At 71.7% G+C, this 23,418-nt stretch carries 23 protein-coding genes; 9 read left to right on the top strand and 14 right to left on the bottom strand.

Translation table 11 applies throughout. The features are described from left to right. Positions 1-53 precede the first annotated feature (53 nt). The 4 genes from AMETH_RS07435 to AMETH_RS07420 are packed head-to-tail and all read right to left on the bottom strand — an operon-like array spanning position 54 to position 4,407. Positions 54-545, bottom strand: a complete 492-nt coding sequence (locus AMETH_RS07435; protein ID WP_017987438.1) for a GNAT family N-acetyltransferase — start codon at positions 543-545, stop codon at positions 54-56. Next, a complete protein-coding gene (ligA, locus tag AMETH_RS07430) occupies positions 538-2,658 on the bottom strand; it encodes an NAD-dependent DNA ligase LigA (RefSeq protein ID WP_017987437.1) in 2,121 nt (706 codons plus the stop codon). Before ligA ends, AMETH_RS07435 begins: the two co-directional genes overlap by 8 nt. Positions 2,659-2,669: 11 nt before the next feature. Continuing rightward, a complete protein-coding gene (locus tag AMETH_RS07425; protein WP_017987436.1) occupies positions 2,670-3,374 on the bottom strand; it encodes a hypothetical protein in 705 nt (234 codons plus the stop codon). A 10-nt stretch (positions 3,375-3,384) separates the two neighbouring features. Further along, entirely contained in the window at positions 3,385-4,407 is a 1,023-nt protein-coding gene (locus AMETH_RS07420; protein WP_017987435.1) for a uroporphyrinogen decarboxylase/cobalamine-independent methonine synthase family protein, read from the bottom strand. Between the two features lie 179 nt (positions 4,408-4,586). Here AMETH_RS07420 and AMETH_RS07415 point away from each other — a divergent pair, with 179 nt between their 5' ends. The 5 genes from AMETH_RS07415 (at position 4,587) to AMETH_RS07400 (ending at position 8,145) form a co-directional block, all read left to right on the top strand. Next, a complete protein-coding gene (locus tag AMETH_RS07415; protein WP_017987434.1) occupies positions 4,587-5,132 on the top strand; it encodes an LURP-one-related/scramblase family protein in 546 nt (181 codons plus the stop codon). Positions 5,133-5,218: 86 nt separating this feature from the next. Beyond that, positions 5,219-6,259, top strand: coding sequence for an MBL fold metallo-hydrolase (locus AMETH_RS07410; protein ID WP_017987433.1), 1,041 nt, complete (start codon positions 5,219-5,221; stop codon positions 6,257-6,259). 239 nt (positions 6,260-6,498) lie between these two features. Further along, positions 6,499-6,663 (top strand): hypothetical protein, encoded by a 165-nt coding sequence (locus AMETH_RS38615; protein ID WP_017987432.1) that lies wholly within the window; start codon positions 6,499-6,501, stop codon positions 6,661-6,663. A gap of 28 nt (positions 6,664-6,691) precedes the next feature. Then, positions 6,692-7,600: a fatty acid desaturase family protein gene (locus AMETH_RS07405; RefSeq protein WP_081617681.1), complete on the top strand. Its 909-nt coding sequence runs from the start codon at positions 6,692-6,694 to the stop codon at positions 7,598-7,600. A gap of 134 nt (positions 7,601-7,734) precedes the next feature. Then, positions 7,735-8,145 (top strand): DUF5994 family protein, encoded by a 411-nt coding sequence (locus AMETH_RS07400; protein WP_017987430.1) that lies wholly within the window; start codon positions 7,735-7,737, stop codon positions 8,143-8,145. Here AMETH_RS07400 and AMETH_RS07395 read toward each other — a convergent pair. Further along, positions 8,114-9,604 carry an acyl-CoA synthetase gene (locus tag AMETH_RS07395; protein WP_017987429.1) on the bottom strand — a complete coding sequence of 497 codons (1,491 nt, stop codon included), beginning with the start codon at positions 9,602-9,604 and terminating at the stop codon, positions 8,114-8,116. The genes AMETH_RS07400 and AMETH_RS07395 overlap by 32 nt on opposite strands. A 49-nt stretch (positions 9,605-9,653) precedes the next feature. On the opposite strand from AMETH_RS07395, the gene AMETH_RS07390 reads away from it, so the two are divergent. Beyond that, positions 9,654-10,094, top strand: a complete 441-nt coding sequence (locus AMETH_RS07390; protein WP_410468246.1) for a GNAT family N-acetyltransferase — start codon at positions 9,654-9,656, stop codon at positions 10,092-10,094. Here the strand turns inward: AMETH_RS07390 and AMETH_RS39720 are convergent. Beyond that, the gene (locus AMETH_RS39720; protein ID WP_223843076.1) at positions 10,078-10,395 is read right to left on the bottom strand and encodes a hypothetical protein; all 318 of its coding nucleotides are present in this window, start codon (positions 10,393-10,395) and stop codon (positions 10,078-10,080) included. The two genes, AMETH_RS07390 and AMETH_RS39720, sit on opposite strands and share 17 nt — an antisense overlap. 45 nt (positions 10,396-10,440) lie before the next feature. Between AMETH_RS39720 and AMETH_RS07380 the strand changes: the two genes are divergently transcribed. Further along, positions 10,441-11,016 carry an MFS transporter gene (locus tag AMETH_RS07380; protein ID WP_026153903.1) on the top strand — a complete coding sequence of 192 codons (576 nt, stop codon included), beginning with the start codon at positions 10,441-10,443 and terminating at the stop codon, positions 11,014-11,016. Between the two features lie 3 nt (positions 11,017-11,019). Here AMETH_RS07380 and AMETH_RS07375 read toward each other — a convergent pair whose 3' ends face one another. Both AMETH_RS07375 and AMETH_RS07370 read right to left on the bottom strand, forming a co-directional pair. Beyond that, complete coding sequence (locus AMETH_RS07375) at positions 11,020-12,903, bottom strand: ABC transporter ATP-binding protein (protein ID WP_017987426.1); 1,884 nt, start codon at positions 12,901-12,903, stop codon at positions 11,020-11,022. 35 nt (positions 12,904-12,938) lie between these two features. Further along, positions 12,939-14,672 (bottom strand): ABC transporter ATP-binding protein, encoded by a 1,734-nt coding sequence (locus AMETH_RS07370; protein ID WP_026153902.1) that lies wholly within the window; start codon positions 14,670-14,672, stop codon positions 12,939-12,941. 77 nt (positions 14,673-14,749) lie between these two features. Between AMETH_RS07370 and AMETH_RS07365 the strand changes: the two genes are divergently transcribed. Then, positions 14,750-15,361: a TetR/AcrR family transcriptional regulator gene (locus AMETH_RS07365; RefSeq protein ID WP_017987424.1), complete on the top strand. Its 612-nt coding sequence runs from the start codon at positions 14,750-14,752 to the stop codon at positions 15,359-15,361. A gap of 68 nt (positions 15,362-15,429) precedes the next feature. Next, complete coding sequence (locus tag AMETH_RS07360) at positions 15,430-16,197, top strand: ATP-binding protein (protein WP_017987423.1); 768 nt, start codon at positions 15,430-15,432, stop codon at positions 16,195-16,197. Here AMETH_RS07360 and AMETH_RS07355 read toward each other — a convergent pair. The 6 genes from AMETH_RS07355 to AMETH_RS07330 form a co-directional block, all read right to left on the bottom strand. Next, positions 16,157-18,070 carry a CheR family methyltransferase gene (locus AMETH_RS07355; RefSeq protein ID WP_017987422.1) on the bottom strand — a complete coding sequence of 638 codons (1,914 nt, stop codon included), beginning with the start codon at positions 18,068-18,070 and terminating at the stop codon, positions 16,157-16,159. The two genes, AMETH_RS07360 and AMETH_RS07355, sit on opposite strands and share 41 nt — an antisense overlap. Positions 18,071-18,088: 18 nt before the next feature. Beyond that, a complete protein-coding gene (locus AMETH_RS07350; protein ID WP_017987421.1) occupies positions 18,089-19,132 on the bottom strand; it encodes a chemotaxis protein CheB in 1,044 nt (347 codons plus the stop codon). A 71-nt stretch (positions 19,133-19,203) separates the two neighbouring features. Next, on the bottom strand, positions 19,204-19,602 hold the full coding sequence (locus tag AMETH_RS07345) for an STAS domain-containing protein (RefSeq protein ID WP_017987420.1): 399 nt from the start codon (positions 19,600-19,602) through the stop codon (positions 19,204-19,206). Positions 19,603-19,657: 55 nt separating this feature from the next. Further along, complete coding sequence (gene mnmA / locus AMETH_RS07340) at positions 19,658-20,746, bottom strand: tRNA 2-thiouridine(34) synthase MnmA (protein WP_026153900.1); 1,089 nt, start codon at positions 20,744-20,746, stop codon at positions 19,658-19,660. Then, positions 20,746-21,942, bottom strand: a complete 1,197-nt coding sequence (locus AMETH_RS07335) for a cysteine desulfurase family protein (RefSeq protein ID WP_017987418.1) — start codon at positions 21,940-21,942, stop codon at positions 20,746-20,748. Before AMETH_RS07335 ends, mnmA begins: the two co-directional genes overlap by 1 nt. Positions 21,943-21,969: 27 nt before the next feature. Beyond that, the gene (locus AMETH_RS07330; protein WP_017987417.1) at positions 21,970-23,322 is read right to left on the bottom strand and encodes an MFS transporter; all 1,353 of its coding nucleotides are present in this window, start codon (positions 23,320-23,322) and stop codon (positions 21,970-21,972) included. Between the last annotated feature and the right edge of the window lie 96 nt (positions 23,323-23,418).

Genomic DNA, 23,418 nt, shown 5'->3' with positions numbered 1-23,418 from the left:
GTTGAGCCTGTGCGCCAGCGCCACGGCGCCGGCACCGGCTCCGCGTCAACGCCTCACAGGAGCAGCCGGAAAGCCCGCAACCACAAACCCGGCAGCGGCTCCCAATCCCGCTCCGGCAGGCGGCTGAAACCGAGCCGGGTGTAGAGGCGGTGGGCGGTCTGCATGGCGTCCAGACTGGACATCACCACGGCGCCGGCGCCGATGGCACGCGCCCGGTCGAGCACCGCTCGCGTGAGGGCTTCGCCGACGCCGCGGTCCCGGGCGGCCGGTGCGGTGGCCAGCATCCGGAACTCCAGCTCGCCGTCGCGGGCGATTTCGGAGTAGTGCGTTCCCGGGTGGACGATCGTGACCGAGCCGAGCAGGCCGTCGTCGTCCGTGGCGACCAAGAGTTCGGCGTGCTCGGCGCGGTGGGCGGCGTTGGTCAGCTCGCGCACGTAGTCGTCGTCCGCGGTGATCAGGCCGTCCGCGAGGTAGGCAGAGGCGGTCAACGTTCCGACGGCCGCGAACTCCTCGGGGCGCGCCAGTCTGACGGACACCTCACTCACCGGCCGGCTCCTCCGTCGGCAACGCCACCTCGGCGGCTGCCTCCGGGCCGCGGTCCAGCAGCACCTGGAACCCGCCCTCGTCGAGGATCGGGACCTTCAGCTGCACCGCCTTGTCGTACTTGGACCCGGGCGCGTCGCCGACCACGACGAACGCCGTCTTCTTCGACACCGAGCCCGCGGCCTTGCCACCGCGCGACATGATCGCCTCCTTGGCCTCGTCGCGCGAGAAGGTGTTCAGCGAACCGGTCACCACGATGGACAGGCCCTCCAGCGTGCGCGGCACCGACTCGTCGCGCTCCTCCGCCATCCGGACCCCCGCTCGGCGCCACTTCTCCACCACCTCGCGGTGCCAGTCGACGGCGAACCACTCCCGCAACGCCCCGGCGATCGTCGGCCCGACACCGTCCACATCGGCCATCGCGGCCTCGTCGGCGTTCTCGATCGCCTCCAGCGAGCCGAACTCGCGCGCCAGCGCCTGGGCAGCGGTGGGGCCGACGTGCCGGATCGACAACGCCACCAGCACCCGCCACAGTGGACGGTCCTTCGCGCTGTCCAGGTTGGCCAGCAGCTTGCGCCCGTTCGCCGACAGCTCCCCCGCCTTGGTGCGGAACAGCTCGACCCGGCCCAGCTTCTCCTCGTCCAGGTCGAAGATGTCGCCCTCGTCGACGACCACACCGGACTCCAGCAGCGCCGTCGCCGCCTCGTAGCCCAGCATCTCGATGTCGAACGCGCCGCGCCCGGCCAGGTGGAACAGCCGCTCCCGCAGCTGCGCGGGACACGACCGGGCGTTGGGGCACCGGATGTCGACGTCGCCCTCCTTCTGGTGCGCCAGCTTCGTGCCGCACTCCGGGCAGAACGTGGGCATGATGAACTCGCGCTCGTCCCCGGTGCGCACGTCGACCACCGGGCCGAGCACCTCGGGGATCACGTCGCCCGCCTTGCGGATCACCACGCGGTCGCCGATCAGCACGCCCTTGCGCTTGACCTCCTGCGCGTTGTGCAGCGTCGCCATCGCCACCGTCGACCCGGCCACCTTCACCGGCTCCATCACCGCGAACGGCGTGACCCGCCCGGTGCGGCCGACGTTGACCTGGATGTCGAGCAGCCGGGTGGTCGCCTCCTCCGGCGGGTACTTGTAGGCGATGGCCCACCGCGGCGCGCGGGACGTGCTGCCCAGCCGCCGCTGCAGCGACACCTGGTCGACCTTCACCACGATGCCGTCGATCTCGTGCTCGGCGTCGTGCCGGTGCTCGCCCCAGTACCGGATGTGGTCCAGCAGCTCGGACGCCTTGTCGACGACCTTCGTGTGGCTGGACACCGGCAGCCCCCACGCCGCCAGCGCCTCGTAGGCCTCCGACTGCCGCGCCGGCTCGAAACCCTCGCGCTTGCCGAGGCCGTGGCAGATCAGCCGCAGCTTCCGGCTGCGCGTGACCTTCGGGTCCTTCTGCCGCAACGACCCGGCCGCGGTGTTGCGCGGGTTCGCGAACGGCGGCTTGCCCGCCTCGACCAGCCGGGCGTTGAGCTCCGCGAAGTCCTCGACCCGGAAGAACACCTCGCCGCGCACCTCGACCAGGTCGGGCACCGGGTACTCGTCCGTGCCGGTCAGCGTCTCCGGCACCTGCTCGAGGGTGCGGACGTTGAGCGTGACGTCCTCACCCGTCCGCCCGTCGCCGCGGGTGAGCCCGCGGACCAGCCGCCCCTTCTCGTACAGCAGGTTGATGGCCAGCCCGTCGATCTTGAGCTCGCACAGGTACTGCGTGGACCCGCCGACCTCGCGCTCCACCCGGTCCACCCAGGCCCGCAACTCCTCCTCGTCGAAGACGTTGTCCAGGCTCATCATGCGCTCGAGGTGGTCGACCGCGACGAAGTCGGTGGAGAAAGTGCCGCCGACGTTCTGGGTCGGCGAATCCGGCGTCGCCAGGCCCGGGTACTCCGACTCCAGCCGCTCCAGCTCCTTGAGCAGCGCGTCGAACTCGCCGTCACTGATGACCGGCGAGTCCAGCACGTAGTACCGGAACTGGTGCCCGCGCACCTCTTCCGCGAGCGCGCCGTGGCGCTCGCGGACCTCGGCGGGGACCTCGGTGACGTCCTGTGCGGCTGGAGTCTCACTCACAGTCCGTCAGCTTAGTCAGCACCACCGACAGTTTCCGGGCGTTCCTCGTCCAGACCACGGACCAGGTCACGCAGTTCGAGGAGCGTGATGGCGCCGGCAGGCTCGGTCTCGGCCGTCTCCACCCTGCGTAACCGTTCCGCCGCGAGGCGTTCGCCGAGCGTGGCGTCCAGCGGCAGGAACGTCATGGCGGACCGCGCGGCCGCGTCGAGTTCACCCAGCAGCGGGTGGTGGACCGCGACGTCGACCACCCCCTCGGCCTCGTCCACCTGCGCGGCGACCCGGACGTCGGCCAGCGCGACCGAGCGCGTCCCGAGGTTCACCGTCACGCCCGTCGGATCGGGCACCGGCGGCACCGAATCGTGGTACTCCCAGATCGCGTCCTCGGGCGGCGCGGCGGCCTTCCACGCGTCGGTGAACGGCCGCAGCGCCGGGTCCTCCTGCCCGCTCACCACGAGGGCGTAGATGGCCCGCTGCCCCCGTTCGAGTGACACGTGCAGGTCCGGGTGCAGCTCGGCGACGGCCGCGGCCAGCTCGCCCTCGACGCGTTGCGGCTCGCGGTCACCCAGCGCCGCGCTGATCTCCGGCAGCATCGCCGACCAGCGGCGCCAGAAGCGCTCCGCGGCCGCCACCGGGTCGTCCGGCACCGCCTGCTCCGGCCACGCCGTGCGCGGGTCGGGCAGCTCGTCCTCCGGACGCCGTCGTCGAAACCATCGCATCGGGTAGGTCCTACCAGCCTTCCGGCGGCTCCACGAACGCTTTGCCCAGATCCGTGGTCAGCTTCAGCGCGCGGCGCACCCAGTCCGCGGTCGCCCCGGCGAAGCCGCACGTCGGCGTCGGCACCGCGCGGTCGGCCAGCGTCGTGCGGTTGAACCCGAGCCGGTCGGCCAGCGCCAGCGCGGGCTGCGCCAGCTCCCGCAACGCGGGCAGCCGGGCCGGTTCCAGCGCCGGCACCAGTCCGAGGAACAGCACGGTCCCGCTGTCCCAGGCCTCCCCCAGTTCGTCGAGCAGGGCCGAGGGCGCTCCGCCGAGCAGCGTCGCGTCGATCGCCAGCGCCCCCGCGCCCGCGGCCTGCAGGAGGCCGACCGGCGGCCGCGCGGCGCAGCAGTGCACGACGACCGGTTGCCCGGTGAGCTCGCCCGCCCGCTCGATCACGCGGCTCAGCAGTTCCCGCGCCTCCGGCTCGGGGACCGCCGGGACGGTGCCGTAGCCCGACGGCGTCGGCAGCGAACCGGCCAGCACGTCGGGCAGGGTCGGCTCGTCGAACTGGACCACGACCTCCGCACCGGTGCGCGCCTTCAACTCGGCGACGTGCGCGGCGAGCCCCTCCAGCGCCGATTCGGTGAACTCCCGCACCGCGCCGCGGTCGGTGAGCACGCGGTGCCCGCGCGGCAGCTCGATCCCGGCGGCCAGCGTCCACGGCCCGGCCAGCTGCGTCTTGATCACGGGCGCGGCACCCGCCTCGGTGACCGCGTCGAGGTCCCAGCGCAGCAGGTCCACCGCGCGCCGGTGGTCACGCCCCGGCCGCGCCGCGACCCGGTAGCCGCTGGGCACGACCTCGATCGCGAGGTCCACCAGCATCGCGGCGGTCCGGCCGATCAGGTCCGCGCCGACGCCGCGGGCAGGCAGTTCCGGCAGGTGCGGGAAGTCGGGCAGCTCGCCGAAGACGACGGCGGCCGCCTCCGCCGGGTCGGCGCCGGGCATCGATCCCACCGCGGTGGCCGCACCGGGTGGCCAGACGTGTTCGCTCACACCCCGATTCTCCAAGGCCACCCCACCGGTCGCGCCGCGGCCCCGCGCGCGGCCCGGAAAATGGCGCGGGAGAAAGAGCGGAAAGGCGCCGATGTCGGAAAATCCGGTCAACCGGACATTTCTCCGCAATTCCCCGGTCATCTCCCGTTCTTGATTTCCGCTGGCTAACCTTGACGGGCATGACGAGCGGTTCGCGGCACGCGGGCGGTGGCACCCTGTTCACCGAGCCCTTCCTGGTGGTCAGCCACCGTGCCGGGGCGCCCGGACCCGGCGTGCGGGACCAGCACGGACGGCCGCTGGGAAGCGTCGCGGAGGCCGATCACGGCACGTTCCGGAAAGCGTTGTGGGCGCTCACCGGATCCGCCCGCTTCCGCCCGAACTGTTTCGCCGTGCGCGACTCCGGCGGAAGTGTCGTGCTGAAAGTGCGGGCGCACGACTCGCACTTTCTGGTGACGCGCGCGGACGGCACGCCGATCGGCGGAATCGTGCCCGACGGGCCGGACCGGTTCACCCTGACGGCCCACGGCCGCCCGGCGGGAGTACTGGAGCACCGGCGGACGCGGGAGTTCAGCATCACCGACGCCTCCGGCCGGGAAGTGGCGCGCGCGGCGGACGGGGACGGCCGCGACTACGTCGTGGAGGTGTTCGCGCAGCTCACAGATCCGCTGGCGAGCCTGATGCTCGCCGCCGCGCTGACCGTGGACACCGCGCTGCGGCCGGGGTGACACGGGTCTCAACCACGGCAGGTGGACATTCCACCCGGGAAGTTCCAAAGTGAAATTTCCCGGGTCGGAAAGGACGATGAGGTCTCGTGGAAGCAACTCCGGAAGGCAGCGCCGAGTGGAGCGAGCCCGGCCTGTACACCGTGGCGCCGGGCGTGCACCGGATCCCGTTGCCGCTGCCGAACGACGGGCTGCGGGCCGTCAACGTCTACGCCCTCACCGAGGGGTCGGACCTGGTGCTCATCGATTCCGGCTGGGCGCTGGACGAGGCGCGCGAGCAGCTCGCCGCCGCGCTCAAGGGACTGGGCGCCGAACTCGGTGACGTGAGCCAGTTCCTGGTCACCCACGTGCACCGCGACCACTACACGCAGGCGGTCGCGCTGCGGCGGGAGTTCGGCGGGCGGATCGCGCTGGGCTCGCTGGAGGAACCGTCGCTGCGCATGACGGCGGACCCGGACGTGGTGCCGCTCATCGGGCAGATCCGGTTGCTGCGCATGTGCGGCGCGGATCCGGTGGCCGACGAACTGGTCCGGGTGTTCGAGATCCACGGCCGCAACACGGAGGCGTCGATCTGGGAGCAGCCCGACGAGTGGCTCACGCCGGGCCGCCGGTCCGTGCTGCCCAGCAGGCAGCTCGACGTCGTGCACACGCCGGGGCACACGGCCGGGCACGTCGTGTTCGACGACGGCGCGGCGGGGCTGATGTTCACCGGCGATCACGTGCTGCCGCACATCACGCCGTCGATCGGTTTCCAGCCCGCGGTGGCGGAGATGCCACTGCGCGACTTCCTGGACTCGCTGCGCCTGGTGCGGGGCATGCCGGACCGGCGGATGCTGCCCGCGCACGGCCCGGTGGCCGACAGCGTGCACGCCAGGGTCGACGAGCTGCTGGACCACCACGCCCAGCGGCTCGACGTCATCGCGACGACCATTGTGGACGGTGCAGCGACCGCGTACGAGTCCGCGCTGCGGCTGGGCTGGACGCGGCGGCAACGCAAACTGGGCGAGCTGGACGTGTTCAACCAGATGCTGGCCGTCCTGGAGACCGCGGCGCACCTCGACCTGCTGGTGCACCAGGGCAAGCTGGCGCTGCTCGTCGAGGACGGGGTGCGGCGCTACTCGGTGGCCTGAGCGGGCGGCGAGGACGGCCGTGTGAGCGACTTCGCGTAGGGTGGGTGCCGGCGGGCGGGTTCGGTCGCCGTCGACGCCGGTTGCGAGGAGCACCGGAACGGTGAACCTGCTGCGATGCTGATGCTCGCCCCCCGCTGCCATCGACTCCGCCGGTCACGGGCTGTTTCCCGGACCGGCCGTCCTCACCGCTTGGCTGCCGCGCCGGACGGCGCCGGCCACCCCTCCAGGAGCTCACCTTGATGAAGACCACCCGTCACACCCGTACCCCGGACGCGGCCGCGCCCGTCCTGTTCAGCCACCCCTTGGTCGAGGAACCCGCGCGGACCGCGGGCCAGGTGGACGTCACCCCCGCGCGGCACGTCCGCTTCGCGGCACCGACGTCCGCCCCGGCCCGCCGCCGGTGACCGGCGCCACGGCTACTACGCCCGCCGGATCACGACCACGCTCCTCGTCTTCGCCGGCGCCTGGACGGCCTTCGCCTTCCTCGGCGACAGCTGGTGGCAGTTGCTGATCGCCGCGCTGCTCGCCGTGGTCTCGGCGCAGCTGGCGTTCCTCGGGCACGACGCCGGGCACAAGCAGATCTTCCGGACGCGCCGCCCCAACGACGCGCTCGGGACTCTGCACGGCGGCCTGATCGGCATGAGCTACCAGTCGTGGATCTCCGGGCACAACCGGCACCACGCGAACCCCAACCACGAGGAACACGACCCGGACCTGGACATCGCGGCGCTGGCCTTCACCCGCGGGCAGGCGAGCCGCAAACAGGGTTTCCTCCGCTGGATGGCCAAGCACCAGGCGGTGTTGTTCTTCCCGCTGCTCACGCTGGAGGGGCTGAGCCTGCACGCCTCCGGCATCCGTTCGGTGTGGCGGGGCGAGACCAGGGCCCGGTGCCTCGAAGGCGCGCTGCTGGTCGCCCACACCGTGGGGTACCTGGCCGCCGTGTTCCTCGTCCTGTCGCCCGGCGTCGCCGGGTTGTTCGCCGTGGTGCACCAGGCGCTGTGGGGTGTCTACATGGGATGCTCGTTCGCCCCGAACCACAAGGGCATGCCGACGATGACCGGCGAGTCGCCCGACTTCCTGCGCAAGCAGGTGCTGACGTCGCGCAACATCCGCGGCGGCCGGTTCACCGACTTCCTGCTCGGCGGGCTGAACTACCAGATCGAGCACCACCTGTTCCCCAGCATGCCCCGGCCGCACCTACGGCACGCGCAGCCCATCGTGCGGCGGTTCTGCGCCGCGCACGGGATCTCCTACCGCGAGACCGGCCTGGTGCAGTCCTACCGCGAAGTGTTGCGGCACCTGCACGAAACGGGCGCACCGCTGCGGGCCCGGACCGTGTAGTGTCCGTGGTGCCGGGACTTCCCGGCACCACACCGGCCGTTCTTCCGGCCGGGGACGGGAGCGCCGGCATGACGCCGGGTTCACCCACATCCACCACTTCCACGGCCGCTGGGCAGCCCGGGCCGGGTCTGCGCATGACGCTGAAGCCGGAGACGCCCACCACCGGGCAGGTCGACGGCGCGTGGTGGCCCAGGTCCCGGGACCTGTCCGCCGAATTGCCCGCGCTGCTCGCGGCGCTGGCGACCCGGCTGGGCGCCGTCGAACGGTCGACCTACCAGCTGCACGGCTGGAACCCCACCGGCACCAAGCTCGCCACCGGCGGGCGCACGGTGCGGCTGGACGGGTTCCGGTCGCAGCGCCCCGGCACCGTCACGCTGGTCGGCACGGGCACGCGCCGCCTGACGCTGTTGGTCGTGCCGCCGGACACCACCGACGCCGCCGCGGCGGAGGCGATGCGTGAGGCGTCCCGGCCGGGCGGCGACGACAGCGTGGACAGCCTGATCGGCGACGAGCTCAGGAGAACTGCTCCCGCAGCTCGCGCTTGAGGATCTTACCCGAGGCGTTGCGCGGCAGGTCCGGGACGAAGCGGACCGCCTTCGGGACCTTGAACGCGGACAGCCGTTCCCGGACGTGGGCGATCAGCTCCTCCGGAGCGACGTCCGCTTTGGACACCACGACCGCGGTGATCGCTTCGATCCACTTCTCGTCCGGGACGCCGATCACCGCGGCTTCGGCGACCGCCGGGTGGGTGTACAGCGCGTCCTCGACCTCGCGGGACGCCACCAGCACGCCACCGGTGTTGATCACGTCCTTGATGCGGTCGACGACGTAGATGTAGCCCTCGTCGTCGATCCGCACCAGATCGCCGGAGTGGAACCAGCCTCCGTGGAAGGCTTCCGCCGTCTCGTCGGGCTTGTCCCAGTACCCCTCGCACAGCTGGGGGCTCCGGTAGACGCATTCGCCGGACTCGCCGGGTGCCACGTCGTTGCCTTCGGCGTCCACCACCCGCAGCTCCACGAACAGCACCGGGCGGCCGGCCGAGTCGGGGCGCTCGGCGTGGTCCTCGGGGCGCAGGATCGTCGCCAGCGGGCCGATTTCGGACTGCCCGAAGCAGTTGTAGAAACCGAGCTGCGGCATGGCCTGGCGGAGGCGGTCGAGCACCGGCCCCGGCATGATCGACGCGCCGTAGTACGCCTTGCGCAGCGCGCTCAGGTCCCGTGAGCCGAAGTCGGGGTGGTTGGCCAGCGCGACCCACAGGGTCGGCGCGGCGAAGAACGCGCCGTGCCGGTCATCGGCGAGCCGGCGCAGGATGTCCGTCGGATCCGGGGTTTCCAACAGGGTGTTCGTCGCGCCGACGGCCAGCCACGGCACGAGGAACACGTGCATCTGCGCCGAGTGGTAGAGCGGCATGACGTGCAGCGGGTCGTCGTCCGCGGTGAGGTCGAGGCCGGTGATGCACGAGAGGTACTCGTGCACCAGCGCGCGGTGGGTCATCATCGCGCCCTTGGGGCGGGACGTCGTGCCGGAGGTGTACAGCAGCTGCACGAGGTCGCCGTCGGCCACGTCGACGTCCAGCGCGGGCGCCTCACCGGACAGCGCGACCAGCGCGCCCTCGGCGTCGCGCAGCGGCACCACCTGCTCCAGCGGCGGCAGGTTGCCCGCCAGTGCGGGGTCGGCGAGCGCGACGCGGCTGCCGGACTGCTCGACCAGGTACGCCAGCTCGTCGCCGGTCAGGTTGTAGTTGACAGGCACGTGCACGAGCCCGGCGCGGGCGCACGCGAGGAAGCCGATCAGGTAGGCGTCGGAGTTCTTGCCGTAGGCGGCGACCCGGTCGCCCTTGACCAGTCCGAGGCCGAGCAGGTGCGCGGCGGCGCGGGTGACGGCGGCGTCGAGTTCGGCGTAGGTCCAGGTGCGGTCGGCGAACTTCAGCGCGACGCGGGCGGGCCAGCGCGCCGCACTGCGCCGGAGGATGTCCGCGACGGTGCTGGAGCGGAGCGTGGTCAAGGGGACTCCTCCTTCGGCGCCGGTGCCATACTCGACTGTCGTGAGTGAGATCCACATTAGACGTGCTCGGCGCTCCGATGTCGAGGAGATCGTGGCGATGCTGGCCGACGACCACCTCGGCGCGCAGCGGGAGGCGCCCGGTGACCCGGCCTACCTGCGGGCGTTCGAGGCGATCGACGCCGACCCCGGCCAGCTGCTGGTGGTCGCCGAACGGGACGGCGACGTGGTGGGCACGCTGCAGCTGACGTTCATCCCGGGCCTGTCCCGCCGCGGCGCGACGCGCGCGCTGGTCGAAGGCGTGCGGGTGCGGTCCGACCAGCGCGGGGGCGGGCTCGGGGCGGCACTGATGGAGTGGGCGGTCGAGGAGTCCCGGCGGCGGGGCTGCACGCTGGTGCAGTTCACCTCCGACGCCTCCCGCACCCGCGCGCACCGCTTCTACGAGCGGCTCGGCTTCGAGGCCACCCACCTCGGGTTCAAGCTGCCGCTGTAGGCGGCTCCCAGTTCCGCCCCAGGTCGAGCAGCCCCGGGAACCGGGCGTCGAGGTCGGCGCCCCGCACCTCGCTGCGGCGCTCCAGGCCGTACTGCCGCTGGGTCGTCACCCCGGCCCGCAGCAGCTTGAAGTGGTGGGTCAGCGTCGACTGCCGGCGGTCGATCCGAGAGGACCTCCGCCTGGAGGCGGTGCTGTCCGTGCTGAGCGAGCCGCTGCGGCTGGGGATGGTGCGGAAGCTGCTGGTGGACTCGCTGGGCGTGCCGCGATCGTGCGAACTGGTTCGGAATCGTGAGCGCACCACCTGGCCGGTCCTCGCTTCTCCGCCGGCGTCCTGACGGTCGCGGGCGTGCTCTCGGACCGGATCGGGCGCAAACCGGTCCTGCTGACCGCGCTCGCGCTGGGCATCGTGGCGTGCGTCCTCTTCGCGACGGCAGGTTCGGTGCTCGTGCTCGCGGTCGCGCGGTTCCTCACCGGGCTCGCGGTGGGCGGCGCCGTCGCCGGGGCACTCGCATTCGTCATGTTCCTCGGCGCGACGGGCGTTCAGTTCGCGGTGCGCGGCCTGCCGGTGCGGGCGATACCGCCCGCGGGCGCCGCCTCGACCACGGCCGGCATGGTCGCGCTGGTCGTCTCGCTGCAGACCTCGTCGCCGGCCCTGCTGGCGGTCGCCGCGGTGCTCGCCGGGACCGGTCATGCCAGTTCGGGCGGCCTCACCCTGATCAACGCGAGCGTCCCGGCGAACCGGCTCGCCGAGGCGACCGCCGCGCAGAACGTCGCCAGGCTACGTGCCCGCCGCGGGCCTGCCGCTCGCCGCCGGGTTCCTCAGCGACGCCGCCGGCCTCGCGACCGGCGCGACCGCGTTCGGCGCCGTCGTGATCGCCGCCGCCGGGGCGGGCGGCCTCGTCGCGGGACGAGGCCGCCCTGACGGTCAGGTCGCCGCCTCCACCGGGCTGCGGAACTGCGCCGAGTACAGCCGGTAGTAGGCGCCGCCCGCGTCGAGCAGCTCCTCGTGCGTGCCCTGCTCCACGATCCGCCCCGACTCCATCACCAGGATGAGGTCGGCGTCGCGGATCGTGGACAGGCGGTGCGCGATCACGAAGGACGTCCGGTCGGTGCGCAGCGCCGCCATGGCCTGCTGCAGCAGCGCCTCGGTGCGGGTGTCGACCGAGCTGGTGGCCTCGTCGAGGATCAGCAGCGACGGGTCGGCGAGGAACGCCCGCGCGATCGTCACCAGCTGCTTCTCCCCCGCGCTGAGGTTGGTGCCCTCGTCGTCGATCACCGTGTCGTAGCCGTCGGGCAGGCTGCGCACGAACCGGTCGACGAACGTGGCCCGCGCGGCCGCCTCCACCTGCTCCGGCGTCGCCGACGGGTTGCCGTAGGCGATGTTGTCCCGGATCGTGCCGTTGAACAGCCAGGTGTCCTGCAGCACCATGCCGGTCTGGCCGCGCAGGTCGTCGCGGGTCATCGCGGTGATGTCCACGCCGTCGAGCGTGATCCGCCCGGCGTCCAGCTCGTAGAACCGCATGATCAGGTTCACCAACGTGGTCTTGCCGGCCCCGGTCGGCCCGACGATCGCCACCGTCTGCCCCGGCTCCGCGACCAGCGACAGGTCCTCGATGAGCGGCCGCTGCGGGTCGTAGGAGAAGTCCACGTGCTCGAACTCCACCCGGCCCCGTCGCCGCTCCGGCAGGACCGGGGACGCGGTGTCCGGCTCCTGCTCCGCCGCGTCGAGCAGCTCGAAAACCCGCTCGGCGGAGGCGACGCCGGACTGCAGCAGGTTCGCCAGCGACGCGGCCTGGGTCAGCGGCTGGGTGAACTGGCGCGAGTACTGCAGGAACGCCTGCACGTCGCCGAGCGTCATCGTCCCCGTCGCGACCCGCAGCCCGCCGACGACGGCCAGCACGACGTAGCTGAGGTTCGACAGGAACATCATCGCCGGCATGATGATCCCGGAGATGAACTGCGCGCCCATGCCCGCCCGGTAGAGGTCGGCGTTGCGGCGCCCGAACTCCTGCTCCACCTCGCGACGCCGGCCGAACACCGTGACCAGCTCGTGCCCGCTGAACGCCTCCTCAATGTGCGCGTTGAGGGCGCCGGTGTGCTTCCACTGCGCCACGAACAGCTTCTGCGAACGCTTCCCGATCGCCCTGGTCAGCACGATCGACGCGGGCACCACCAGCAACGCGATCACCGCGAGCAGCGGCGACACCACGAACATCATCACCAGCACGCCGATCAGCGACAGCAGCGACGTGAGCAGCTGGCTCAGGGCCTGCTGCAGCGTCAGCGCGATGTTGTCGATGTCGTTCGTGACGCGGGACAGCAGTTCCCCGCGCGGCTGACCGTCGAAGTACCGCAACGGCAACCGGTGCAGCTTCGCCTCGACGTCCGCACGCAGCCGGTACACCACGCGCTGCACGGCGCCGTTGAGCAGGTAACCCTGCAGCCAGCCGAACACCGACGCCGCCACGTACAGCACCAGCACCCAGGACAGCACCCGGCCTAGGGCGGCGAAGTCGATGCCGGCGCCCGGCACCACGTCCATCCTCGCGAGCATGTCGGCGAGGTTGGTGTTGCCCTCCGCCCGGGCCGCCGCGATCGCCTGCTCGGTGGTGGTGCCCGCGGGCAGGCGGCGGGAGACGAACCCGCCGAAGATGATGTCGGTGGCGTGACCGAGGATCTTCGGCCCCACCACGGTGAACGCGACGCTCGCGACCCCCAGCGCGACCACGAACACGAGCGTGAGCCGTTCCGGGCGCAGCCGGCCCATCAGGCGGCGGGCGCCCTCGCCGAAGCTCTTCGGCTTCCGCACCGGCCCGGCGGGAGCGCCCGGGAAACCTGGTCTGGTCACGCCGCTTCCTCCGCGGTGAGCTGGGACTCCACGATTTCGAGGTAGGTGGGGCAGTCACGCAGCAGCTCCGCGTGCGTGCCCAGCCCGACGATCTCCCCGTTCTCCAGCACGACGATCTGGTCGGCGCCGACGATCGTGGAAACCCGTTGCGCCACCACGATCACCGCCGCCTCCGCGGTGTGCGGGGCCAGCGCGGCGCGCAGCCGGGCGTCAGTGGCGAGGTCGAGCGCCGAAAACGAGTCGTCGAACAGGTACACCTCCGGTTTGCGCACCAGCGCCCGCGCGATCGCGAGCCGCTGCCGCTGCCCGCCGGAGACGTTCGTGCCGCCCTGCGCGATCGGGGCGTCCAGGCCGCCGGGCATCTCCGCCACGAACTCCCGCGCCTGCGCGATCTCCAGCGCCTGCCACAGTTCTTCGTCGGTGGCGTCCGGTTTCCCGTAGCGCAGGTTGCTCGCCACGGTGCCGGTGAACAGGTACGGCCGCTGCGGCACCAGCCCGATCCGGCTCCACAGCACGTCCGGGTCGAGTTCCCGCACGTCGACGCCGTCGACCAGGACGCGCCCCGCCGTCGCGTCGAACAGCCGCGGCACCAGTGACAGCAGCGTGGTCTTGCCTGCGCCGGTGCTGCCGATGATCGCGGTGGTCTTCCCGGCCTCCGCGCGGAAACCGATGTCCCGCAGCACCGGTGCGTCCGCGCCCGGGTAGCGGAATTCGACCCCCTGGAACTCGACGACGCCGTGCTCGGCGACCTCCCGCACCGGGCGCAGCGGCGGCCGCACCGACGACTCGGTGTCCAGCACCTCGGCGATGCGCTCCGCGCACACGGACGCGCGGGGGATCATCGTCGCGATGAAGGTGGCCATGGTGACCGACATGAGGATCTGGATCAGGTAGTTCAGAAACGCCGTGAGCGCCCCGATCTGGATTTCGCCGCCGGCCACGCGGTGGGCGCCGAACCACAGCACGGCGACGCTGCTGGCGTTCATCACCAGCAGCACCGTCGGGAAGATGACCGCCTGCAGGCGGCCGACGCGCAGCGCGGTGACGGTCAGCTCGTCGTTCGCGACAGCGAACCGGCGCACCTCGTCCGGTTCGCGCACGAACGCCCGCACCACGCGGATGCCCGACAGCTGTTCCCGCAGCACCCGGTTGACGCGGTCGATGCGGGTCTGCATGAGCCGGAACTGCGGCACCATGCGCGACACCACGAGCCCGATGGCCGCCAGCAGCACCGGCACCGCGACCAGCAGCAGCCAGGACAGCCCGGCGTCCTGCCGCAGCGCGAGCACGATGCCGCCGACGCACATGATCGGCGCCACGATCAGGATCGTGCAGCCCATCACCACGATCAGCTGCACCTGCTGCACGTCGTTGGTGGTGCGGGTGATCAGCGACGGCGCCCCGAACTGCGCCACCTCGCGCGCGGAGAAACCGCCGACCCGGTGGAAGACGGCGGCCCGCACGTCGCGCCCGAAACCGGCCGCGCTGCGCGCGCCGAAGTACACCGCCGCGACGGAACAGGCGATCTGCAGCAGCGTCACGGCCAGCATCCACCCGCCGACGGAGAGGATGTAACCGGTGTCGCCGGTGGCGACGCCGTGGTCGATGATGTCGGCGTTGAGGCTCGGCAGGTACAGCGACGCGATGGTGCCCGCGAGCTGCAGCACCACCACCGCGGCGAGCGCTCGCCAGTACGGACGCAGGAATGTCCGCAATATCCGGTTGAGCACGTTTCCCCCTAGGAACGGTCGGTATCCGCTGTGTAGCGCTACGCCCCTAAGAAACGCAACGTTTTTTAGGAGGGTGGGTGCCGGAGCCCAAGTCGAGGCGCCACGGGGCTGAGCTGGAGGCCGCGATCCTGGACGCGGCGTGGGCCGAACTCGTCGAGGTCGGGTACGCGAGACTGACCATGGAAGGCGTCGCGGCCCGCGCGGGCACCAGCAAACCGGTCGTCTACCGGCGCTGGCCCGGACGTCCCGAACTGGTCCTCGCCGCGTGGCGCCGTCGAATCCCGGACGCCGACAACCTGCCGGACCTCGGCGACCTCCGCTCGGATTTGCCGGCATTCATGCACCGGTTGGCGCATCGTTTTCACGACACGCCTCGCGATGTGCTGGCCGGACTGATGAGCGAAACGTTCCGCGACCCCGAGGTTTTCGCCTTGCTCCTCAAGCAGATCGCCGCCGCGAAACACCGTCCGACGTTCGAAACGATCGTGCGCAGGGCCGTGGCACGCGGGGAAATCCCGCCCGTCGAGATCACCCCACGCGTCGCGCGGGTCCCCCTCGACCTCATCCGCGCGGAGGCGATCTTCCACCACAAGGAGATGGATGAGAAAACGATTACCGAGATTGTCGACGAAGTTTTCCTCCCTCTGTTGCGCGGATTGGCGCACAAGGAGTTCGATGGGGAGGAATGACCGGCCCTCCGGCGGGTATCCACCCCGCTGACACGACCGACGAGAAGTGTGGAGGCGGTGTCGGGAGAATGAGCACCGCTGAATGGGTTCTGATCCGGCAACGGGACGTCGCGGGGTGCACTGTCGTCGACCTCGCCGGCAGGCTGAACGCCCTGACCTACGGGGAACTGCGGGACAACCTGATCAAGCTGACGCTGGACCAGCCGCGGGCGTTGATCGCACAGGTCGACGACCTCGACATCGCCGCTGAACCCGCGCTGGCGGTCTTCTCCGCCGTCCGGATGCGCACCGACGAGTGGCCGTCCGTGCCGGTGCTGCTCGTCGCGCACGACCCGCAGCGGCACCGGATGATCGCCGGCAGCGCCATCCGCCGGTTCGTCCCGGTCCACTCCTCCCTCCACGCCGCGATCGAGGCGGTGGCGGAACCGCCGCCCCGGCGACGGCGAAGGGCCGTCTTCCTCCCGCTCCCCAGCAGTTCGCACGGCGCGCGGGCGTTCGTCCAGGAGACCTGCCGCGAGTGGAACATCCGGCACCGGCTGGAGGACGCGCTCGGCATCGCCACCGAACTGGTCGAGAACGCGATCACACACGCGGGCACGGCGCTGGAGGTCCGGCTCGAGCTGCGCTCGGGTTACCTGACCATCGCCGTCCGGGACGAGAACGCGCACCCGGCCGTCCTGCGCCAGCGGCCGAGCGGCCGGCTGCAGGGCTACGGCCTGCAGGTCGTCGCCGCACTGTCCCGGGCCTGGGGCTGCTCCCCCGCCCAGGACGGCGGGAAGATCGTCTGGGCCGTGCTCAGCGTCGGTCCCCGTCGCCTCGCGCCGTTCCCTGTTTGACGTCCGGCAGCGCGTCCGAGATCCCGTCGAGGGTTTCCATCACCAGGATCGCGCCCGCCGACTCACCGCGGCGGTTGCGCAACGCGCCGCAGGCGATCCGGACGGTGACCGAACGGCCGCGCCGGTTGACCGCCTCCAGCACGACCTGCTCCGTGAAGGACGCGTCGGCGAGCGCGGGCCGCACCACCGGGCGCAGCTCCGCCACCGGCAGCCCGATGTCGAGGTTCAGCAGGTGCTCGCCCTCGGCCTCCTCCGAGCGCAGTCCCCACAGGTCCTCCGCGCCCGCGTTCCAGGCGACCACGCGCATCTGCTGGTTCACCACCACGACGCCGGCCCGCAGCGAGGTCAGGACCGACTCCAGGAACTCGTTGACGTCGTCCAGTTCGCTGGTGCGGTCCCGCAACGTGTTGTTGATCGTCTGCAGCTCGTCGTTGGTGGACTGGAGTTCCTCGTTCGTGGTCTCCAGTTCCTCGTTGGTGGACTGGAGTTCCTCGTTCGTCGTCTCCAGCTCCTCGACCGTGGACTGCAGTTCCTCGTTCGTCGTCTCCAGTTCCTCCGTGGTGGACTGCAGCTCCTCGTAGGCGTTCTCGCGCTGCCGGTTCGCGGTCGCCAGCTCGGCCAGCAGTCGGTGGTTCGTGGTGACGTCGTGGAACACCACCGACACACCGACGATGTCGTCGGACAGCGAGATCAGCGGGCTGATGTGCAGTTCCAGCGCCAGCACCTCACCCGGCCCGCGCTGCCACTCCACGTCCTTGACCCGCACGGCGCGCCGCTCCATGCGCACCTGTTCGATGTAGGGCCGCAGTTCGACCGGCCGGTAGGAGATCTCCAGGTCGCGCAGCGGGCGGCCGATGTCGCGATCGGTCAGGGTGAAGATCTGCTGCGCCTGCTGGTTGGCCAGCGCGAGTGCGTCGTCGGCCGTCACCACGACCTGCGCGACCGGGTTCGAGTCGAAGGTGAGGGCACGCAGCTCGTCGACCTGTTCCAGCGAGCTCCGGCGCTCCGGGATCAGCGGGTGGCCGAACGGCGACGTGTTCTGGATCCCGGTCGGCACCTTGCGGAAGATCCGGTACCGCAGGTTCACCGGGTCGAAGATTCGGCTGTGCGACAGCAGCATTTCGGCCTTGCCCATGAACAGCACCCCGCGCGGCACGAGCGCGAAGTGCAGTTTCCGCAGGATGTTCGTCTGCGTGTCGGCCGTGAAGTACATCAGGGTGTTGCGGCAGACGAGCAGGTCGATGCGGGAGATGGGCGCGTCCTGGACCAGGTCGTTGCGGCCGAAGATCACCGACCGCCGCAGGTCCTTGTGGAAGACGTACCGGCCCGCGGTGTGCTCGAAGTAGCGCTGCACGTACTCCGACGGGAGGTCTTCCAGGTCCTTCGCGGTGTAGGCAGCCTGCCGGGCCTGGGCCAGCGCTTCCTCGTCGACGTCGGTCGCGTAGATCTTGACCCGCTGCCGGAACTGCTCCAGTCCCAGACTCTCAGCCAGCACGATGGCCAGGCTGTAGGCCTCCTCGCCGGAGGCGCAGCCCGCGCTCCACACCCGGATCTGGTCGTCGGGCGAGCGCTCGGCGAGGATCATCGGCACGATGTCCGACTGCAGGTAGTCCCACGCGTCGGGGTCGCGGAAGAAGTTCGTGACGTTGATCAGGATCGTGTTGAACAGCGCGCCGAACTCGTCGCTGTTGGCCTGCAGGTGATCGAGGTAGTCTCCGTAGTCCTCGCAGCTGATGACGCTCATCCGGCGTCCCACGCGGCGCATGAGGCTGCTGCGCTTGTACCCGGTGAAGTCGAAACCGCGCGTCTCCTTCAGGTAGTCGAGGATGGCCTCGAAACCCTCGTCCGTCGCAGGTTCGATCTGCTCGTTCACGTTGCGGACCTTACGAGGTCAGGCGGTTTCGTCCGAGGCGCCGTCCGGCAGGTCCGTCACGGTGGGCAACCCCTCGAACAGGAACTTCCGCAGCACCAACGCCGCGTGGCCTGCTTCGTCCCGGTGCCGGGAGTAACGCCCGGCGACGAGGGGGTAGCCGCGGCGTTCGGCGTCCCGCGTCATCCGGCCCGCCAGGTCCCGCTTCTCCTCGAGCGCACGAAGAGCCGCCCACAGCGCCTGCTCGATGTCGCGGGACTGCTGCTGGAAGAGGGCTTTCGCCGTCCAGGCGTGGCCGACGCGGCAGCGGTACCGGGTGCCCTCCTTGTCGAGTGAGAACAGCACCCCCTGGCAGTCCGGGCACCCCAGGCCCGATGGCTCGGACACGTCGAGCACCTCCAGCGAGACCGCGTTGCCGGGACCGTCGGACCGGGCGATGCGTGCTTCGATCTCCTCGATCAGGGGCAGGGGTTGGTCGTCGCGCACCCCGACCGGCTCCCGCACCCGTCCGGCCAGCACGCGGCCGATCTCCACGGCGGGGACCATGTGGTCCACGGACACCCTGGCCATCGCGTTCTCCGGCATCGCCGGGTAGATGGCGTCCTCCGGGTCCTGCACGATCGCGAGACCCCCGCGGGACTTGATCGTGTCCAGCCCGGTCGAACCGTCGTCGAGCGAGCCGGAGAGCACCACGCCGATCACCGCCGGACCGTGCGAGAGGGCCGCGGACCGGAACAACGCGTCGATCGCCGGCCGGTACCCGTTCTCGGTGGGCCCGCGCGAGAGCCGGCACGCGCCGTCCTCGACCAGGAGGTGGTGGTCCGGCGGGGCGACGTAGATCCGCCCGTGCCGCAGCGGCTCGCCGGAGCGGGCCGCCACCGCCGGCAGCGAGCCGGACCGGCTCAGGATCGCAGGCAGCGCGCTGGCCCCGCCGGGCGGCAGGTGCAGCACGACCAGCACCGCGGCAGGCAGGTCCCCGGGGAGACCGTCGGCGAAACTGCGCAGCGCTTCGACCCCGCCGGCCGACGCACCGACGACGACGATGTCCCTGAACCGTTCGGCCACCAGAATGCGCCTCCCGCGAGGGTCCCGAGTCCGCACCTCCGACGGTAGCCCCTTTCGCGGTGGTCAGCAGATCATGGAGCCACGGCCTCGCACACGGACTCGTAACGGGGCAGGACCGAGGTCAAGCCGGTGAGGTCGAGGACGCGGTTCGCGCGGCAGCTCCGCGGCGCGACCAGACGCAGCTCCCGCCCGCGTCCGCGCACCTCGAGCATCGCCTGCACACCGGCGGCGCTGAGGAACGCGACCGCGGTGAGGTCGAGCACGACGGTCCCGGGCTGTTCGGCGAGGGTCTCCGCGAGCCGCGGCGCGGTGGACAGGTCGATCTCGCCGGCCGCGTGGATGACGGACATCCCGGACCGGTACTCGACGGCGAGGTCCAGCAGCCGCTCGGTGAGCGGCGTGCGCGGCTCGTCGGACACCAGGTTCGCCCCCTCGGCACGTGGTCGCGTCTCCGGCCGGAACCGGACCATGATGCTAGCGCCACCGGGCTAAACCGAACAGCCACCCGGTTCACCGGTTCGGGCGTTACCCGTCGGTTGCCGCGATCTTCGCGCTGCCCAGCACGACGTCACCTGCCGCGTCCGGCCGGTAGAGCACGGCGACCTGACCGGGCGCTACGCCGGTGAGCGGTTCACGCAACTGGATCCGCACCTGGTCGCCGTCCACCTCGGCGACGGCCTCGCCGAGACCGCCGTGCGCCCGGACCTGGACGACGCACTCGGTCGGGCCGTCGAGCGGGCCCGCCGGCCACACCGGGCGGTGGGCGCGGATCTCGCGGACGGTGAGCGCGTCGGCCGAGCCGACCTTGACCGTGCCGGAGACCGGCTCCAGCGCCAGCACGTACCGCGGCTTGCCGTCCAGCACCGAGCGGTCGATGCCGAGGCCCTTGCGCTGACCGATGGTGAAGCCGTGCACGCCGGTGTGCCTGCCGAGCACGGCGCCGGTCTCGGCGTCCACGAGGTCGCCGGGCCGATGGCCGAGGCGCTTCTCCAGGAACTTCTTCGTGTCGCCGTCCGGGATGAAGCAGATGTCGTGGCTGTCCGGCTTGCGGGCGACGGCGAGGCCGCGCCGCTCGGCTTCCGCGCGGATGTCCGGCTTGCGGGTGTCGCCGACCGGGAACATCGAGTGGCGCAGCTGCTCCGGCGTCAGCGAGGCCAGCACGTAGGACTGGTCCTTGTCCGAGTCGACCGCCCTGCGCAGCTCCGGCACACCGTCCGCAACGGACAGCCGGGCGTAGTGTCCGGTGGCGACGGCGTCGAAGCCGAGCGCGATCGCCTTCTCCAGCAGCGCCTCGAACTTGATCTTCTCGTTGCAGGTGACGCACGGGTTGGGGGTGCGGCCCGCGGCGTACTCGCCGACGAAGGTCTCGATGACCTCCTCGGTGAACCGCTCGGCGAAGTCCCAGACGTAGAACGGGATGCCGAGGATGTCCGCGGCGCGGCGCGCGTCGTGCGAGTCCTCGATCGTGCAGCACCCGCGCGAACCGGTGCGCAGGGTGCCCGGCTTGGCCGACAGCGCCAGGTGCACGCCGACCACGTCGTGCCCGGCGTCCACCGCGCGGGCCGCCGCCACGGCCGAGTCCACTCCCCCGCTCATCGCGGCAAGTACCCGCATCACACCTCCTGCTTGTTCTTGCGCAGCCCGGACAGCCCGGCCTGCCGCGCCCGAGCGACCACGGCCGCGATCTCCCGCGCCACCGCGTCCACGTCGTCCGGAGTGGACGTGTGCCCGAGCGAGAACCGCAGCGAGCCGCGGGCCGACGCGGCGTCGGCGCCCATCGCCAGCAGCACGTGGCTGGGCTGCGCGACCCCCGCGGTGCACGCCGAGCCGGTCGAGCACTCGATGCCCTTGGCATCCAGCAGCATCAGCAGGCTGTCGCCGGCGCAGCCGGGGAACGTGAAGTGCGCGATGCCGGGCAGCCTGCCCTCGCCCGTCGGCATGCCGTTGAGGATCACGTCCGGCACCTCGCGCCGGACGGCCTCGATGAGCGCGTCCCGCAGGCCGCCGACCCGCTCGGCGTAGCGGGGCTGCTCGCGCACCGCCTCCTCGACAGCCGTCGCGAAGGCGCGGATGGCGGGCACGTCGAGCGTGCCGGAGCGGACGTCGCGCTCCTGGCCGCCGCCGTGCAGCAGCGGCACGCACTCGGTGTCGCGGGACAGCACGAGCGCGCCGACGCCGTAGGGCCCGCCGAGCTTGTGGCCGGTGACGGTGAGCGCGCTGACGCCGCTGTCCGCGAAGTGCACCGGGACGCCGCCGACGGCCTGCACGGCGTCGGTGTGCAGCGGGATGTCGTGCTCCGCGCAGATCGCCGCGAACTCGGCCATCGGGTTGACCGTGCCGACCTCGTTGTTCGCCCACATGACGGTGACCAGGGCCACGTCGTCCGGGTCGGCCTCGATGGCCTTGCGCAGGGTCTCCGGCAGCACGCGGCCGTGCTCGTCCACGTCGAGCCAGGTGACCTCGGCCTGGGCGTGGTCGGCGAGCCACTGCACCGCGTCCAGCACGGCGTGGTGCTCGACCGCGCTGGCCAGCACGCGGCGGCGCTTCGGGTCGGCGGCCTGGCGCGCCCAGTAGATGCCCTTGACCGCGAGGTTGTCGCTCTCCGTGCCGCCCGCGGTGAAGATCACTTCGGACGGACGGGCGCCCAGCGCCTCGCCGATGACCTCCCGCGCCTCCTCGACGGCCCGCCGCGCGCGGCGGCCGGAGGAATGCAGCGAGCTGGCGTTGCCCACCGTGGACAGCGCCTCGCTCATCGCCGCAATGGCGGACGGCGACATGGGGGTGGTCGCCGCGTGGTCGAGATAGGTCATCGCACTACCAGGGTAGACCGTGCGGTATCACTCGCGTGTGGGCCACCGCCGGGTGATGACGACGCCCACCGTGGCGAGCGCGGCGAGCGTGAGCGCGAGCACACCCAGGGCCGGAGCGGGTTCGGCTGCCGAGGCGAGCAGGCCGAGCAGGACCCCGCCGAAGCCGACCGTGAGCGCCGAGGTGACCCAGTCGCCCAGCTGCATGGCCGAGGTGTTGAACCCGCGCTCGTGCTCGGGTGAGAACCGCAGCAACAACAGGGAGATCGACGGGTAGGCGATGCCCATGCCCGCCCCGCCGGCCAGGCAGGCGACGAACGCCAGCCAGCCGGGGAACCACGGCTGCGCGACGAACCCGAACAGCAGCACGGCCACGGCGACCATCCCGAACCCGGCGCGCAGCAGCTTCTCGCGGGACCAGTCCGGGTGGCGGCCCTGCACGGCGGAGGCCGCGGACCAGGTGAGCGCGGAGGCGGTCAGCGGGAGCCCGGCCAGCGCCGGGCTGTAGCCGTGGACGGTGGTCATGGCCAGCGGGAGGTACGCCTCCATCCCGGCGAAGGCGCCGCCGAGCAGCGCGCGGGAGGCGACGACCGTCGGCAGGCCGGGCCGCGCCGTGACCGTCCCCGGCGGCACGAGGCGGCGGACGGCGATGGCGAGCGCGAGGAGGCCGGCCGCGCCGTAGCCGAGCGCGGCCGGGCTGGGATGCTGGGCGGCCCAGGTCAGCGCGGCGACCCCGGCCGCGGCGGCGAAGGCCACCACGACCCCGGCGCGACGTTGTTCGGCGCCCGCGGTGTGGGTGAGCCGTCGCGCGACCGGGATCAGCATCAGCAGGCCGGCCAGGGCCAGCGGCACGAGGCCGAGGAACACCCAGCGCCAGCCGAGGTGCTCGGTGATGAGGCCGGCGACGGTCGGCCCGACGACGGCCGGCAACACCCAGGCGGCGGCGTTGGCCGCGTACATGACGGGCCGTTCCCGGTCGGTGTAGACGAGCGCGATCAGCAGCGAGACGGCGACCAGCACGGTGCCCGAGCCGAGCCCCTGGAGGATTCGGCCGGCGAGCAGGAAGCCCATGTCCGTGGCGGTTCCGGCGACGACCAGCCCGGCGAGGAACAGTCCGGGCCCGGCGACCATCGGAACGGCGGGCCCGCGGCGGTCGCAGACCCGCCCGGACAACACGGTCGCGACGACGCTGGCGACCAGGAACGCGGTGAACGGCCAGGAGTAGAGGCGCTGCCCCGCCAGGTCGGCGACCATGGTGGGCATCGCGGTGGCGACGCCCATGCTCTCGAACGCGATCAGGGTGACGACGAGCAGGCTGGCCACGGTGGTCGTCCGGTGCTCGGCCGTCCACAACACGCCCCGAGCCCGGGCTTCGACGATCATGACTTCAGACTGACACCTCCACCACACTGGAGGTCAAGAAAGAAGCCACAAAACCGCCACCCGGCAACGAAACGCACCAACCCCCCGAACCACTCC

Source organism: Amycolatopsis methanolica 239 (assembly GCF_000739085.1).
Classification (GTDB): domain Bacteria; phylum Actinomycetota; class Actinomycetes; order Mycobacteriales; family Pseudonocardiaceae; genus Amycolatopsis_E; species Amycolatopsis_E methanolica.
Note: the sequence above shows the minus strand (reverse complement) of the source record. Positions and strands in the feature narration are given on the sequence as shown.